The organism is Clostridium sp. CS1-1, assembly GCF_056135525.1.
The window spans coordinates 1,581,235-1,594,186 of sequence record NZ_CM148680.1; the positions used below are offsets into that span (position 1 = coordinate 1,581,235).

Here is a 12,952-nt window from a genome sequence, read left to right on the forward strand (position 1 = left end):
TATTATGAGAGAAGAATCACTTCTTAAGGTTAACGGTCTTAAAACTACTTTTTACAGTAAGAGTAAAAAAATAGAAGCTGTAAGAGGGGTAAATATTGAGGTAAAAACTGGAGATATTCTTGGAATTGTAGGAGAATCTGGCAGCGGAAAAAGTGTGCTTATGAAATCGGTAATGAATATACTGCCAGAAAATGCAAAAATAGATTCTGGGGAAATACACTTTGAGGGAAAAGATATTTTAAATTTATCTTCAAAACAAATGAGAGAAATCAAAGGCAAAGAAATAGCTATGATATTTCAAGATCCTATGACAGCATTGAATCCATTAAAAAAAGTTGGAGAGCATATTGTAGAAGTTTTAGTTAGACATAAAGGTGTTAATAAAAAAGACGCAAAACAATTGGCGATAAATATTTTGCGCGATGTAGGTATACCAATGCCAGAAAAAAGGATAGATCAATATCCACATGAATTTAGTGGTGGAATGAGACAGAGGGTATTAATAGCGATGGCTCTTGCATGTAGTCCTAAACTTCTAATTGCGGACGAGCCTACAACAGCACTTGATGTTACAATTCAAGCACAAATACTAGAACTTTTAAAATCACTTAAAGAAGATAACAACATGTCTATCATTCTTATAACTCATGATCTTGGAGTGGTAGCTAGTTTATGTAATAGAATAGAAGTTATGTATGGTGGATTAATAATGGAAGAGGGACTTACAGAGGAGATATTTTATGAGCCTAAGCACCCATATACAAAGGCATTATTAAACTCTATACCAAAAGTTCAAGGAGATGAAAAGATAAGACTCGAACCAATAAAGGGCTCAGCACCATCTCTTTTAAATCCTCCTAAGGGATGTCCATTTGCAGAACGATGCAAGTTTGCAACTTCACAATGTTTTAATGGAATGCCAGAATACAAAAGTTTTAGTAAAACTCATAAAGCTATGTGCTTTTTAACAGAATAGAAAATATTATATAACCTTAGGTTGTTAGAGTGGAGGAAAACATTGAATAACTTAAATGATATATTGATAAAAGTAAATAATTTGAAAAAATATTTTCCAGTAAAAAATCAATTCATAAGAAGTGAAAAGAAATTCATAAAGGCTGTTGATGGAGTTTCTTTTGAAATAAAAAGAGGGGAGACCTTTGGGTTAGTTGGAGAATCTGGATGTGGTAAATCAACCCTTGGAAGATCAATAACAAGATTATATGATATAACAGAGGGCGATATATTTTTTGAAGGAAATAATATTGCTAAACTGGGTAAAAGAGAAATGAAAGAGTATCATAGAAAGATGCAAATTATCTTTCAAGATCCATACTCATCATTAAACCCTTACATGAATGTTGAAGAGCTAATTAATGAGCCTTTAGCATTACATACAGTCCTTACAAAGAAGGAAAGGTTAGAGAAAATAAAGAATCTGCTTGAAATGGTTGGACTTAAGAAAGATGATATGGAGAAGTTTCCACATGAATTTAGTGGTGGACAATGTCAAAGAATTGGAATTGCAAGAGCAATATCAACAGAACCTGATTTTGTATTATGTGATGAGCCAATTTCAGCCTTAGATGTATCAATACAAGCTCAAGTAGTAAATATGTTAGAAGACTTGCAAGAAGAAATGGGCTTAACATACCTTTTTGTAGCTCATGATTTATCAATGGTAAGACATATTTCTGATAGAATTGGAGTAATGTATTTAGGTAACATCGTAGAAATATCTAATAGTAATGACTTGTATAAAAATCCACTTCATCCATATACACAAGCTCTTCTTTCTTCTATACCTATAGCTGACCCTAGAAAGGCTAATGAATCTGTAAGAAAGGTCATAGAAGGAGATATACCAAATCCCATGGATATTCCTTCAGGTTGCAGATTTCATACTAGATGTCCATATGCAAAGCCAATATGTAAAGAAATTTCACCACAAATGAAGGAAGTCGAAAATGGACACTCAGTAGCCTGTCATTTGTATTAGAAGATGGCATAGTAAGGTAAGTAAAAAATAGACAAACTCTTAATTTATAAAGGGTTTGTCTGTTTTTTTACAATACTATTGACCGCTGTAGTCAACAGTGTTACAATATTATTGACTACAGTGGTCAATTGAGGTGTTGAGGATATTCATTGGTTTTATAGGATAGACTTAAGAGATATATATTCTCCAATTCACCTGTAAGAATACCGAGCATGAAAGAAGGGGTGCAATATGTTTTCAAAGTTTTTAAGCATAGATATAGAAAAGCAAAATCGTATACTAAATGCAGCAATGAAGGAGTTTGCTCAAAAAGGTTATGAAAATGCTTCTACAAATGAGATTGTTAAAGAAGCAGAGATATCAAAAGGATTGTTGTTTCACTATTTTAAGAATAAAAAGCAGTTATTTTTATTTTTGTATGACTATTGTATAGAACTTAATATGAATGAATTTTATAAAAAAGTTGATTTAAGCGAAAAAGACTTTTTTGAAAGATTGCGTAAAATACAGTTAATTAAAATGGAACTTTTAAATAAATATCCTGAAATATTTAGGTTTGTTGAAGTTGCTTATCTGGAGGACTCAAGTGATATAAAGAGTGAATTAGAAAAAAGGAATAAAGAGACCATGAAAGATGCGGCAAATAGGGTGTTTGAAGATATTGATACATCTAAATTCAAGGAGGATACTGATATAAAAAAAATTATAAAAATTGTCATATGGACTCTACAGGGGTTTGCGGATGAAATAATGGCAAAGGAAAAACTATTACCCTCGAATCAAGTTGATTATGATAAAGCTTTTTTAGAAGTAGATGAGTATATAAAGATACTTAAAAGTTGTTTTTATAGATAGCAGTCGGATACAAAATTTGCTTGGTGTTTACGTTTATTATGTTCGAGGCATGTACACAAAATAACTAATGAGTAATCAATATTAAATTAGAAAAAGGAGCTGTTAACTATGATGGATATGGTGAAACATTTTAAAGAATTAACTCCTAATCTTCAAGCATTTGCAGGTGGAAAAGGTTCAATGCTTTCAAGAATGTTTCAGGAAGGGTATCCTGTACCAGAAGGCTTTGTAGTTTTACCATCAGCTTTTCAGGAAGAAAAATTGAATGACGAGGCTTGGAATGAGATAAAAGCTTATTTAAATAGAATTAGAAATGGGTACAAAGATGCCTTCTTTGCAGTAAGGTCTTCCGCTTTAAGTGAAGACTCCGCGCAGGCTTCCTTTGCAGGGGAGTTTGAAACAGTTCTCAATGTTAAAACTGATGAGGACATTTTTAAAGCTATGTACGAGGTTTTTAAATCTAAACACTCAGATAGAGTAAAAGTGTATAGTAGTGTACAAGGTATGGAGCAATCTCATGAGATTGCTGTTGTAATTCAGCTTATGGTTCAATCTGAAATTTCTGGAGTATTGTTTACAGCTGATCCAATTACAGGCAGTCACACAAGTATGGCTGGTAATTTTGTATATGGATTAGGAGAACAGCTGGTGTCTGGCGAATCAAATGCATATCCTTTTTCTTTAATAAGGCCTAAAGGAAAATATGATGGACCAGATGAATTTAAGAAATATGCTCCAGAATTATATAAATACGCGTCAAAGCTTGAAAAGAAATATGAAGGTCCTCAAGATATTGAATGGGCTGTAGGAAAAGGAAAATTATATATACTTCAGGCAAGACCAATAACAACTTTAAAAACAGGTAATAGAGATACCTACGAATGGAATGATACTTTAGACGGGGATTACCTATGGACTAATACAAATGTAGGAGAGGCAATGTCTGATGTTTTCACTCCGCTAAGTTGGTCTATAATAAGAGCTTTAGATGAGGAACAAATGACGATTCCTGGATACTACTTATTTTCAGGTAACATTTGCGGGAGAGCCTATACAAATTTAAGCTATGCATTATCTCTATATCCTGCATTTGGTAAGGATGTAAAGCCTCTTATAAAAACAATGAGTGAAGTGTTTGGGCAAATGCCAGAAGAAGCCAGTATTCCTATATATCCATTTTCAAAGTTAGAATTAATAATGGGAATGGCTCCGAAATTAAAACATCGTCTAAAAAATATTATTAAAGCTTCCAAAGAAACACCACATCACTTAAAGGGTTCACCAGAATGGTGCAGAAAGACGACTAAAAGCATTGAAGAGGTGAAGACAAAGAAAGAATTGGTGTCTATATGGAAAAATAAGCTTCTACCTCTTAATTTTAAGGCATTATGGGTTGCTCTTGCAGGCGGCCGCAAAATGGTTATTGCTAATAAGCTAAAAGACGAGCTTACAAACCTAGTGGGAACAGAAGATACAAATACATTAATGTCCAATTTTAGAGGGAATTCAGCGCTTGAAAGTCTTGGTCCAGTTATAGGGATATCAAAGATTGTTAAAGGAGAGATGAGCCGCGAAGAATACAAAGTGCTATACGGTCATCGAGGACCGCATGAATTTGAGTTATCTATACCTCATCCTGGAGAGGATGAAGCCTGGCTTGAAAAACAAATAGAGGAATTTAAGAGATCAAATACTGATGTATCAAGCCTTCTTAAGAATCAACAGCAGCAATATGAAGAAGCCTTTAAAAGATTACAGGAGAATTTCCCTAAAGAAGCTGAACGTATTGGAAGTAAAGTGGTAAAGGTAGCAGAAGCTGCCCGTCTTAGAGAATCTGTTCGTTCAGAGTGGACAAGGGCATTTAGGGTAAATCGTGCTTTTGCTCTTAAGGCGGGAGAACTTACTGGTTTAGGAGAGGATGTATTTTTTCTTTATATAGATGAAGTTTTAGATTTACTTTCCGGCAAGGGTCTAGCAGTAGAGCATATACCAGTTAGAAAAGAAAACTATAATAAGTATAAATCGCTTCCACCATTGCCATCAATTATTAGGGGACGATTCGATGCTTTCAAATGGGCAAAAGATCCGAACAGAAGAGTTGATTACTATGATTCAACTATACCGACTGTTATTGCAGAGAACTCCGAAACCTTAAAAGGTTTTGCAGGGGCAGCAGGTAGAATTGAAGGTATTGTTCATGTTCTTCAAACTCCAGAAGAAGGAGAAAAATTTGAAGCTGGTGAAATTCTAGTGGCATCTACAACTAATGTAGGATGGACACCACTTTTTCCAAGGGCTGCAGCAATAATCACTGATATAGGAGCACCACTATCACATGCCGCTATAGTAGCTAGAGAACTTGGTATTCCTGCTGTTGTAGGATGTGCAAATGCTACCTTAAGATTAAAAACAGGAGACAGGGTTATAGTTGATGGTGGACAGGGAATTGTGGAGATATTGGAATAGACATATAGGCGAGAGTAACACAGAACTATGTTATGAATAGAATACAAAATAAGTATATCTAGTATCTTCAGGAAGATACTGGGCTATCTGATATTCGTCGAATTTTGATAAATGTCAGATAGCCGAATTATTTTAGATTCTTATTTTTAAGGCATAACTATATTACTTTAAACAACTTAATTATTGAATTAGAGAGAGTTCTTAACCTTTTGCATTTTTGTCATAATTAAATTGAGGAAGTTGCTTTAGATTTACTCCATTAGTATCAAATAGGTTTTCAGCAGTATCTAAATATTTGAATTCATACACTCTTGTATCTACTAGATTCATGTTACCATCATTTTCTTGGTATAACTCTATTTTAGTTGGAAGTCCAGTAGTCTCATCAAGATAAGCAACTTCTTTCATAGGTATCTGTTTAAGATTTTTAATATCTTCTTTAGACATATTAGCCTTTGGTTTCACGGCAGTCGTTGTATAGCTTTTTGAAACCTTCTTTAATGTTTTTCCGTCCCGAGTTTTAATGGTTCCTTCTGAATTCCATTCTTTTGAAGCATACTGAGCTTTTACAGCTGCGAAAGAATTATATTTGGAAAATAAAGAATTATTATAGTCTGCTCCTTCTTGGTTAACAGGCGTAATTGAGCCGTTTATTGCAGTACCTTTTTCATCTCTTTGAAGGCTAACTAGGTTTCTCCCACCATCTTTAGAATAGGTGCTTGTGTAAGATTCTACTTTTCCATCCCTCTTTATTATGTTATCTGTTCTTGAATCAAAGGTTTTAGGATTATTCCATGTTTCGAAAATCATGCCTTCACTGCCATCAGCTCTTAAAGTAGCCGTTTTTGTATATTCAATACGTCCTTTACTATTTGATGGATCCTGAGCTATATCAGATGTAACTACTTTGGTCTGTATTTGAGGCTTTGCAGTTGTATTAGTGTCGGTGCTTGAAGCTGCATAAACTCCTATTGAAGTAGTTAAAAGCGTCGCTGCTACAGCAGTTGTCATTAATATTTTTTTCATAAAAATCAATCTCCTTTTAGTAAATAATTTAATTTTGTAATTTAAGGTTACCTTAGAATTAAATTCAAGTTGAAAATATCCATAACATGCTAGAATTAAGAATAACCCTATGAATTTATTATAAAACCTAATTGTTTCATAGATTATGGTAATTGTATCTAAGTTGTAAAATCTAAGGATTATTATTATTTAATTGCAAAAAATAAGTTATTATAATAAATGGGGAGGGAGAAATATGGAACAGAAAAAGATTCTTATAATTGAAGATGAAGAATATATATCGGATTTACTATCCTATTCTTTAAAAAAGGAAGGATTTATTACTAAAGCTGCTTCAAATGGATCAAAAGGTCTAGAGCTATTACAGGATTTTAAACCTAATTTATTGATACTAGATTTGATGTTGCCAGATATAAGCGGCTTTGAAATATGCAAGAAAGTTTCAAAAGAATATATTATACCTATTGTCATGATTACTGCAAAGTCAGATACTATTGATAAGATACTTGGAATAGAGTTGGGGGCAGATGACTATATTACAAAACCCTTTGATATAAGAGAAGTGATAGTTAGAATAAAAGCCATTTTTAGAAGGATTGGATTAATTTCAGAGTCAATAGAAACAGAAGAATTTGAATCTATTAAAGTTTGTAATGGCATTGAAATATATAGAGAAAAAAGAGAGGTTTTAAAGAATAGTTCTAGAGTTGAACTAACTAATAAAGAATATGATTTACTATTATTTCTCGCAGAAAACAAAGGCAGGGTTTTCTCAAGGTCAGAGCTTTTAGATAAAGTATGGGGATTTGAATTTGTGGGAGATACTAGGACTGTAGATATACATATTCAGAGATTAAGAAAGAAGCTTGATGAAAATAAAGGTATGTCTATTATTGAAACGGTTTTTGGAATTGGCTATAAGCTAATATAAAAAAGGTGAAAATATGAGATATTCAATACAAAATAAGATATTGATATGGTTTTCTATAATAATTTTTATAGGATTATCCTCACTGCTTTTTGCCTCATATAAAATAACGGAACAAAACACAACTCGTATAATACAAAATGACATGATATCAGTAAAGAAAAATTTAGATTTATATTTAAAACAATATTTCTTGATTAATAATAAAGAATTTAATGAAACTAATCTTTTGGCTGATGCAGATACCATATCAAGAGAATTGAGTTCTGAAATTGGAAACAACGTTGAGATTTATAATCTTGCTGGAGAAAAAATATCAAATTTTTTAAGCGTAGATACTGTAAATATCAGCGATCTTACAAAGGCACGTAATGATCAGATATCCTATACTGTAAACTACAATGGAAATAAAGCAATTGTTAGTCTTTCTTATCCTGTAAAAGTAAATGGCAACTCAATCGGCATTATAAATTATAGTAAGGATTATACGGAACTTTATAATTATAATAATAGATTTAGATATGTTATTAACAGTTTTGCAATTGGGATATTTATTATTGTATTTATTGTGACCATTGTTATTTCAAAACAAATAGCAAAGCCTATAATAGAGCTTACTAAAGGTTCAGAGAAGGTATCTAAAGGAGATTTTGATTTTACTATAAATATAAATTCTAGAGATGAGATAGGTGAACTTTCAAGCAGATTTAAAATTATGGTGGAGAGAATCCAGGAGCAGATATCAATTATAAAAAGAGATAGGGATAGTTTAAAAGAGGCGCAGAAACAGAGTAAAATCTTTTTTGATAATGTAACACACGAACTTAAAACTCCACTAACAACCATATTGGGATATGCTCAAATAATAAAAGAAAATGGTTTTACTGATAAAGAATTTTTTGATAAGGGAACTTCTTATATTATAAATGAGAGTAAGAGATTAAACAGCATGGTAGTGCAAATATTAGAACTTTCTACAGCCTCCTCTAAGGCCATGGTATATAACCTTGAAAAAATAAACCTATCTAACCTCGTAAAAAGTACTTGTGAAGAAATGAATATGAAAGGTAGAAAGTATAATATAATGATACAACCTCATATTCAAGAAAATATTTTTATGAATGGTGATAGAAATAAGTTAAAAGAATTATTGATAAATCTAATTGATAACTCAATAAAGTATGGAAGTGTTAACTCAACTGTGGATGTAGGTGTATACTGTGAAAATGAGTGGATCTACCTAAAAATAAAGGATAAAGGGATTGGGATTGATGAAAAGCACATAAATAACTTATTTGAACCATTTTACAGAATTTCTAAAAGAGAATCAAGAGAAAAAGGTAGTGCAGGTCTAGGTCTGGCAATTGTGAAAGATATAGTGCAAAATCATCATGGACATATAAATATAAAAAGTAAAGTAAATGAAGGTACACAGGTTAGTATTAAATTTGAAAATGAGGATTATGAAGAGGATGAATAGATTTAAAAAATATAGAAATTACGTTATTTTGATCTTAATTTTAGGAATATTTATGGTATCATTCTATTTTCTAAATTACGTTTATTCTTTAAATAGCAGGAAAGCTAAAACTATTGTACTTGAAAGCAGCTTATTTAAAACTAGTAGTACATCAGATGATAAAATAGAAAATCTTCGTGTAGGTAATGTATTAAAGCTGGACACAGCTTATTCAATTTTCAGTCCTAGGATATTGAATAACGATTCTATTGTCTTTAGAACAGTTGACAAAAACAACGCTGAAAGATTATGCACTTTAGACTTGAATAACAATAATCTTGTTGAATTATATAAGTCAGATATTGGTTATGTTAATAATTTGGCTGTGTCAGAAGATGCAGAGAAGATAATATATTCTAATTCAGACATAGGAAAAAGAGATGGGAAAACTTATTTATATGATATCAAAACAAAAAAAAGCACTGAGATTATTAACAATATCACATACGCTAATTTAATCATAAAAAATAGCAAATTTATAGCTGTTAATAATGAATACTTATTTATGAAGGATCTAAACGCAGGTGAGACAAGTAATTTGATGAGCGTGAAAGAAATCGATAAGAGTGATAATATACCTAAAAAGAAGGCATATAATTTAATGCCTTCAAAAGACGGAAATACAGTATATCTCATATATCAAGCAGTTAAAAATAATGCTGGAATATATTCAATAGTATTCGAGATTAATCTGAAAAATAAAGAGATATCAAAGGAATTAGTTAAAGGATATATTTATGATTTTGAACCTTTAACTGATGGGAATTTTATATTTTGTGGAAATGCTGATGGAAACAATGGAATCTTTATATATAACACGAAGAGCAAAAGCTACAAAAATATAAAGCAAGGGAATGTATCTGATATAGAGTTAACTGAAGATAGTAGAAAGATTGCCTATAATAATTCAGATGATAATGGTAATTCTGAATTACATGCAGCTATTTTTAATAAAGATAAAATAGAATTAGATACTACAGTTTACTGCAGCTCTAAATATGGAACTCATTTGATATGGAGTAAGGATGGAAACAGGCTTTTATATTTTACTGATAATAATCAGGGAAGCACAATATATAGATTTTCTTTTATAAACTAAATGTAATTGCGTAATAATTTAAGAGTAGACTATAATAATTTAATTACGGGATTTATCAGATTATTAGCTCAGGTTTTGATAAGTTCTAAGATTTTTTGATTGAGTAAAATCTAACAGTAGTATAAAAAGATAAGGACAAGTGGGGCATTTTTAGCCCCAAAAATATATTTGACATATTATTTAGTGTGAGGCCTTGTATAAAGGTCTCTTATTTTTAGCTTGTTAAGCTTTGCTTGTTTAATCCAGCTAAGATTTCCTGCTAAATGGAACATAAGTCTAGGCATTTTAGGTGAAGTAAATATATTTTCTCTTGGGAGTGTGGCGTTACTTTCTATATCATTTTTAACTTCAATAAAAGCATTAAAAGTATCTTTTTTTACTTTACTTTTTAAAGGTATATTGTCTTTGGTTTCACCCATAAACTCTCCAGCACCGATTCCTATTCCAAATCTCCATGTAAATCCAACTTTATTGCAAAAATTTTTTACTATATCAAGTGCTATCTTATTTTGATGTCCTTCAAAAAAGCCGCAATTTAATATTGAGTATACTTTAGGTAAAGTATCATTTAAAAATCCAATTTGCTTAATATAACTTTCTAGACCTACAATAAAACTTAATAATGAGGAAGGCAGAGAATCTACATATAGCGGAGCTACGAAAATTATAATATCGCTATCCAAAAGTTGAGGGTAAACCTCTTCTCTAGAGCAGCGAAGGACAGAAATTTGTTTAATTTGTGTATTATTTTTATCTAATAAATTGGAAAGTTCATCAATAAAATACTGAGAGTTATTAGTTCTTTTACCTTTTGGACTACAGTTAACCATACAAATTTTATTCATTATTTTCACCACCTACATTTGAAATGTGAATAAGAATATTGTTAACGATTGAATTTACTTCATTGTCGGTACAACAAATATAAGTTTTAGCATCATTCTTTTGAAGATTTATAGCATTTGCAGTAGCTAATTTACTTAAAGTTTTCTCTTCTTCAATAGATATATCTTCACCATATCCTAAAACTATAATATCAGGATATTTAGTGTAACGTGGAGCATGGTGCATTTCTCCATTGATAGTTTTAAAAAAAGGAAGTATTGAAGGGATATGTCTATCTAAAATTCTTTTTATGGCAGGGCTATAGCATCCGAATTTGACTTCTGTAACTATTATTAACAAATCACAATTTGAAATATCCTTGTCTATGTTCCGACCTAAATCATTTATCACACACAAACCAGGTGTTTTTACAAAGCAATTAAAGCAGCCAACACAAGGGTTTAAATCATCTTCTCTTACAAAGTAAGCTTTAAAATCACTGTAGTTTTCCTTAATATTTTCAATTAAGGTTTTATTTAAAATATCTTTTGTATTAGCATGATTATAATTGTCACTAACTAATAAAATCTTCATAACAAACTCCTCCATTAAGATTGATGTTGACACTGTAAACTTTAAAGTTATTATATAATGTAAAGTTTACAGTGTCAACATTTGATGATATAATTTTTTATAATAGAAATTTATTTAGATGTGTTATATAAAGTTGATAAGCGGCATTATATTAGGAGGAAAAAATAATGAGTAGAGAAACATATCATCATGGTGATTTAAAACAAGAAATTATAGATAATGGGTTATTGCTTTTAAATAGAGAGGGCTTTGAAGGGTTCTCATTAAGGAAAGTTGCGGCGATGTGTGGAGTAAGCCATACAGCACCGTACAAACATTTTAAAGATAAAGAGGAGCTTATCAATTCAATAGTTGAAGAAGTTTCAAGAAAGTTCCATTTAGCATTATTAGAGGTTACTTCCTTATATCCGAATGATTATAAACTACAAATTGTTGAGATGGGAAAAGCGTATGTTAGGTTTATGGTGGAAAATCCAGAATACTTAAAGTTTATGTTTTTATCGGATAATTCACATGCTATAGAAATTAGGAATAATAAATTCTATGGATATGAAAATAGTGCTTTTGAGGTTTTTAAAAACTGTGCAGAAGAATTTTTTAAGGTGATAAATTTAGATGAAAGTTTATATGTGGAAAAGACCTTAGGCATGTGGAGCATGGTTCATGGAATAGCATTGTTAATCTCTAAAAAGAGTATTGAATACAAAGGTGATTATTTAGAGTTACTGGAAAAAATGATTAGAACTGGTTTAGAAATATAAGAAAAGCAATTAGCTTATAATTAAAATGTTTAAATGCTATATGCTTTGTTTTTAGCAAAGATATGTAGTTATGATAGGGGCGTACTCTATCTATATGATAACCCATGACAAAGAAAAAGTCTATAAATTTATTTGTTTATACTTTATAATTTTTATTGTTGCAACAAATAAATAATAGATTGGAGAAAAAATATGATAAAGAAAAAGATAGCAAATATTCCTTTTGGTCCGTATATTACAGTTTTAGCAGGAGCAATGGTAAATGGAAAGCCAAACTATGCCACACTTGGTGCATATGGAGTTGTAAGTCAAAAACCTGTATTGTATATTTCATTAAAGAATTCTCATTACACAACAGCTGGTGTAGTAGAAAACGGATTTTTCAGTGTGAACATTCCATCATCAGAGCTTGTCGAGAAAACTGACTTTTGTGGATGTGTCTCTGGTAATAAAACAGATAAATCAAATGTTTTTGATTCCTTTTATGATGCATCAGGAAATGCACCTATGATAAAAGAATGTCCTGTAAATTATCTTTGCAAGGTAATACAGACTATTCCTATATTTGATTTTACAATGTTTTTGGGAGAGATTGTTGCAGTGTATGCGAATGAAGGCTGCTTGGAAAATGAAAGGCCAAATGCTCTAAAAGTCAAGCCAACAATAATGATGGATTCAGGATACTTTGATTTAAAGGATAGGGTTGGCTCAGTATTTAAAACATGCAGTGGAAATAAATAAGCACAAGATTATAGGATGAATTTATGTAGCTTAAAATACAAAAGTTTTATTACCAATTAGTTCTAGCAACAAGCCTAACAAAGTAAGATTATTGAAACTAATATTATAAAAGTGTATTATACATGACTGAGTATAATGC

Annotated in this window: 12 protein-coding genes; 9 read left to right on the forward strand and 3 right to left on the reverse strand. The window is 31.1% G+C overall.

Annotated elements, in window-relative coordinates; all coding sequences use genetic code 11:
- The first annotated feature begins 4 nt into the window (after positions 1–4).
- The 4 genes from AC0N0V_RS07090 (at position 5) to AC0N0V_RS07105 (ending at position 5,320) form a co-directional block, all read left to right on the forward strand.
- Complete coding sequence (locus tag AC0N0V_RS07090; protein ID WP_474463033.1) at positions 5–976, forward strand: ABC transporter ATP-binding protein; 972 nt, start codon at positions 5–7, stop codon at positions 974–976.
- Positions 977–1,018: 42 nt separating this feature from the next.
- Positions 1,019–1,999 carry an ABC transporter ATP-binding protein gene (locus tag AC0N0V_RS07095; protein ID WP_474463035.1) on the forward strand — a complete coding sequence of 327 codons (981 nt, stop codon included), beginning with the start codon at positions 1,019–1,021 and terminating at the stop codon, positions 1,997–1,999.
- Positions 2,000–2,230: 231 nt separating this feature from the next.
- Positions 2,231–2,854, forward strand: a complete 624-nt coding sequence (locus tag AC0N0V_RS07100) for a TetR/AcrR family transcriptional regulator (protein WP_474463036.1) — start codon at positions 2,231–2,233, stop codon at positions 2,852–2,854.
- Positions 2,855–2,962: 108 nt separating this feature from the next.
- Positions 2,963–5,320 carry a PEP/pyruvate-binding domain-containing protein gene (locus AC0N0V_RS07105; protein ID WP_474463037.1) on the forward strand — a complete coding sequence of 786 codons (2,358 nt, stop codon included), beginning with the start codon at positions 2,963–2,965 and terminating at the stop codon, positions 5,318–5,320.
- Positions 5,321–5,521: 201 nt separating this feature from the next.
- Here AC0N0V_RS07105 and AC0N0V_RS07110 read toward each other — a convergent pair whose 3' ends face one another.
- Positions 5,522–6,346 carry a hypothetical protein gene (locus tag AC0N0V_RS07110; protein WP_474463038.1) on the reverse strand — a complete coding sequence of 275 codons (825 nt, stop codon included), beginning with the start codon at positions 6,344–6,346 and terminating at the stop codon, positions 5,522–5,524.
- Between the two features lie 235 nt (positions 6,347–6,581).
- Between AC0N0V_RS07110 and AC0N0V_RS07115 the strand changes: the two genes are divergently transcribed.
- From AC0N0V_RS07115 to AC0N0V_RS07125, 3 genes are read left to right on the forward strand one after another with little or no spacing between them, the layout of a single operon-like run.
- On the forward strand, positions 6,582–7,277 hold the full coding sequence (locus tag AC0N0V_RS07115; RefSeq protein ID WP_474463039.1) for a response regulator transcription factor: 696 nt from the start codon (positions 6,582–6,584) through the stop codon (positions 7,275–7,277).
- 13 nt (positions 7,278–7,290) lie between these two features.
- Entirely contained in the window at positions 7,291–8,754 is a 1,464-nt protein-coding gene (locus tag AC0N0V_RS07120; protein ID WP_474463041.1) for a HAMP domain-containing sensor histidine kinase, read from the forward strand.
- A gap of 28 nt (positions 8,755–8,782) precedes the next feature.
- The gene (locus AC0N0V_RS07125; protein WP_474463043.1) at positions 8,783–9,892 is read left to right on the forward strand and encodes a TolB-like translocation protein; all 1,110 of its coding nucleotides are present in this window, start codon (positions 8,783–8,785) and stop codon (positions 9,890–9,892) included.
- 176 nt (positions 9,893–10,068) lie between these two features.
- On the opposite strand, the gene AC0N0V_RS07130 is transcribed toward AC0N0V_RS07125, so the two are convergent.
- Together AC0N0V_RS07130 and AC0N0V_RS07135 are read right to left on the reverse strand one after the other, a co-directional pair.
- Positions 10,069–10,737, reverse strand: a complete 669-nt coding sequence (locus AC0N0V_RS07130) for a flavodoxin (RefSeq protein ID WP_474463044.1) — start codon at positions 10,735–10,737, stop codon at positions 10,069–10,071.
- The gene (locus AC0N0V_RS07135; RefSeq protein WP_474463045.1) at positions 10,730–11,311 is read right to left on the reverse strand and encodes an NAD(P)H-dependent oxidoreductase; all 582 of its coding nucleotides are present in this window, start codon (positions 11,309–11,311) and stop codon (positions 10,730–10,732) included. Before AC0N0V_RS07135 ends, AC0N0V_RS07130 begins: the two co-directional genes overlap by 8 nt.
- A 167-nt stretch (positions 11,312–11,478) precedes the next feature.
- On the opposite strand from AC0N0V_RS07135, the gene AC0N0V_RS07140 reads away from it, so the two are divergent.
- Positions 11,479–12,072, forward strand: a complete 594-nt coding sequence (locus AC0N0V_RS07140) for a TetR/AcrR family transcriptional regulator (protein ID WP_474463046.1) — start codon at positions 11,479–11,481, stop codon at positions 12,070–12,072.
- Between the two features lie 192 nt (positions 12,073–12,264).
- Positions 12,265–12,813 (forward strand): flavin reductase family protein, encoded by a 549-nt coding sequence (locus tag AC0N0V_RS07145; RefSeq protein ID WP_474463047.1) that lies wholly within the window; start codon positions 12,265–12,267, stop codon positions 12,811–12,813.
- Positions 12,814–12,952: the final 139 nt, after the last annotated feature.

Bases quoted from the DNA above. Each gene is read 5' to 3' on its own strand.
- AC0N0V_RS07090 (WP_474463033.1), top strand. From the start codon at position 5: ATGAGAGAAGAATCACTTCTTAAGGTTAACGGTCTTAAAACTACTTTT.
- AC0N0V_RS07100 (WP_474463036.1), top strand. From the start codon at position 2,231: ATGTTTTCAAAGTTTTTAAGCATAGATATAGAAAAGCAAAATCGTATA.
- AC0N0V_RS07105 (WP_474463037.1), top strand. From the start codon at position 2,963: ATGATGGATATGGTGAAACATTTTAAAGAATTAACTCCTAATCTTCAA.
- AC0N0V_RS07110 (WP_474463038.1), bottom strand. From the start codon at position 6,346: ATGAAAAAAATATTAATGACAACTGCTGTAGCAGCGACGCTTTTAACT.
- AC0N0V_RS07115 (WP_474463039.1), top strand. From the start codon at position 6,582: ATGGAACAGAAAAAGATTCTTATAATTGAAGATGAAGAATATATATCG.
- AC0N0V_RS07120 (WP_474463041.1), top strand. From the start codon at position 7,291: ATGAGATATTCAATACAAAATAAGATATTGATATGGTTTTCTATAATA.
- AC0N0V_RS07130 (WP_474463044.1), bottom strand. From the start codon at position 10,737: ATGAATAAAATTTGTATGGTTAACTGTAGTCCAAAAGGTAAAAGAACT.
- AC0N0V_RS07135 (WP_474463045.1), bottom strand. From the start codon at position 11,311: ATGAAGATTTTATTAGTTAGTGACAATTATAATCATGCTAATACAAAA.
- AC0N0V_RS07140 (WP_474463046.1), top strand. From the start codon at position 11,479: ATGAGTAGAGAAACATATCATCATGGTGATTTAAAACAAGAAATTATA.
- AC0N0V_RS07145 (WP_474463047.1), top strand. From the start codon at position 12,265: ATGATAAAGAAAAAGATAGCAAATATTCCTTTTGGTCCGTATATTACA.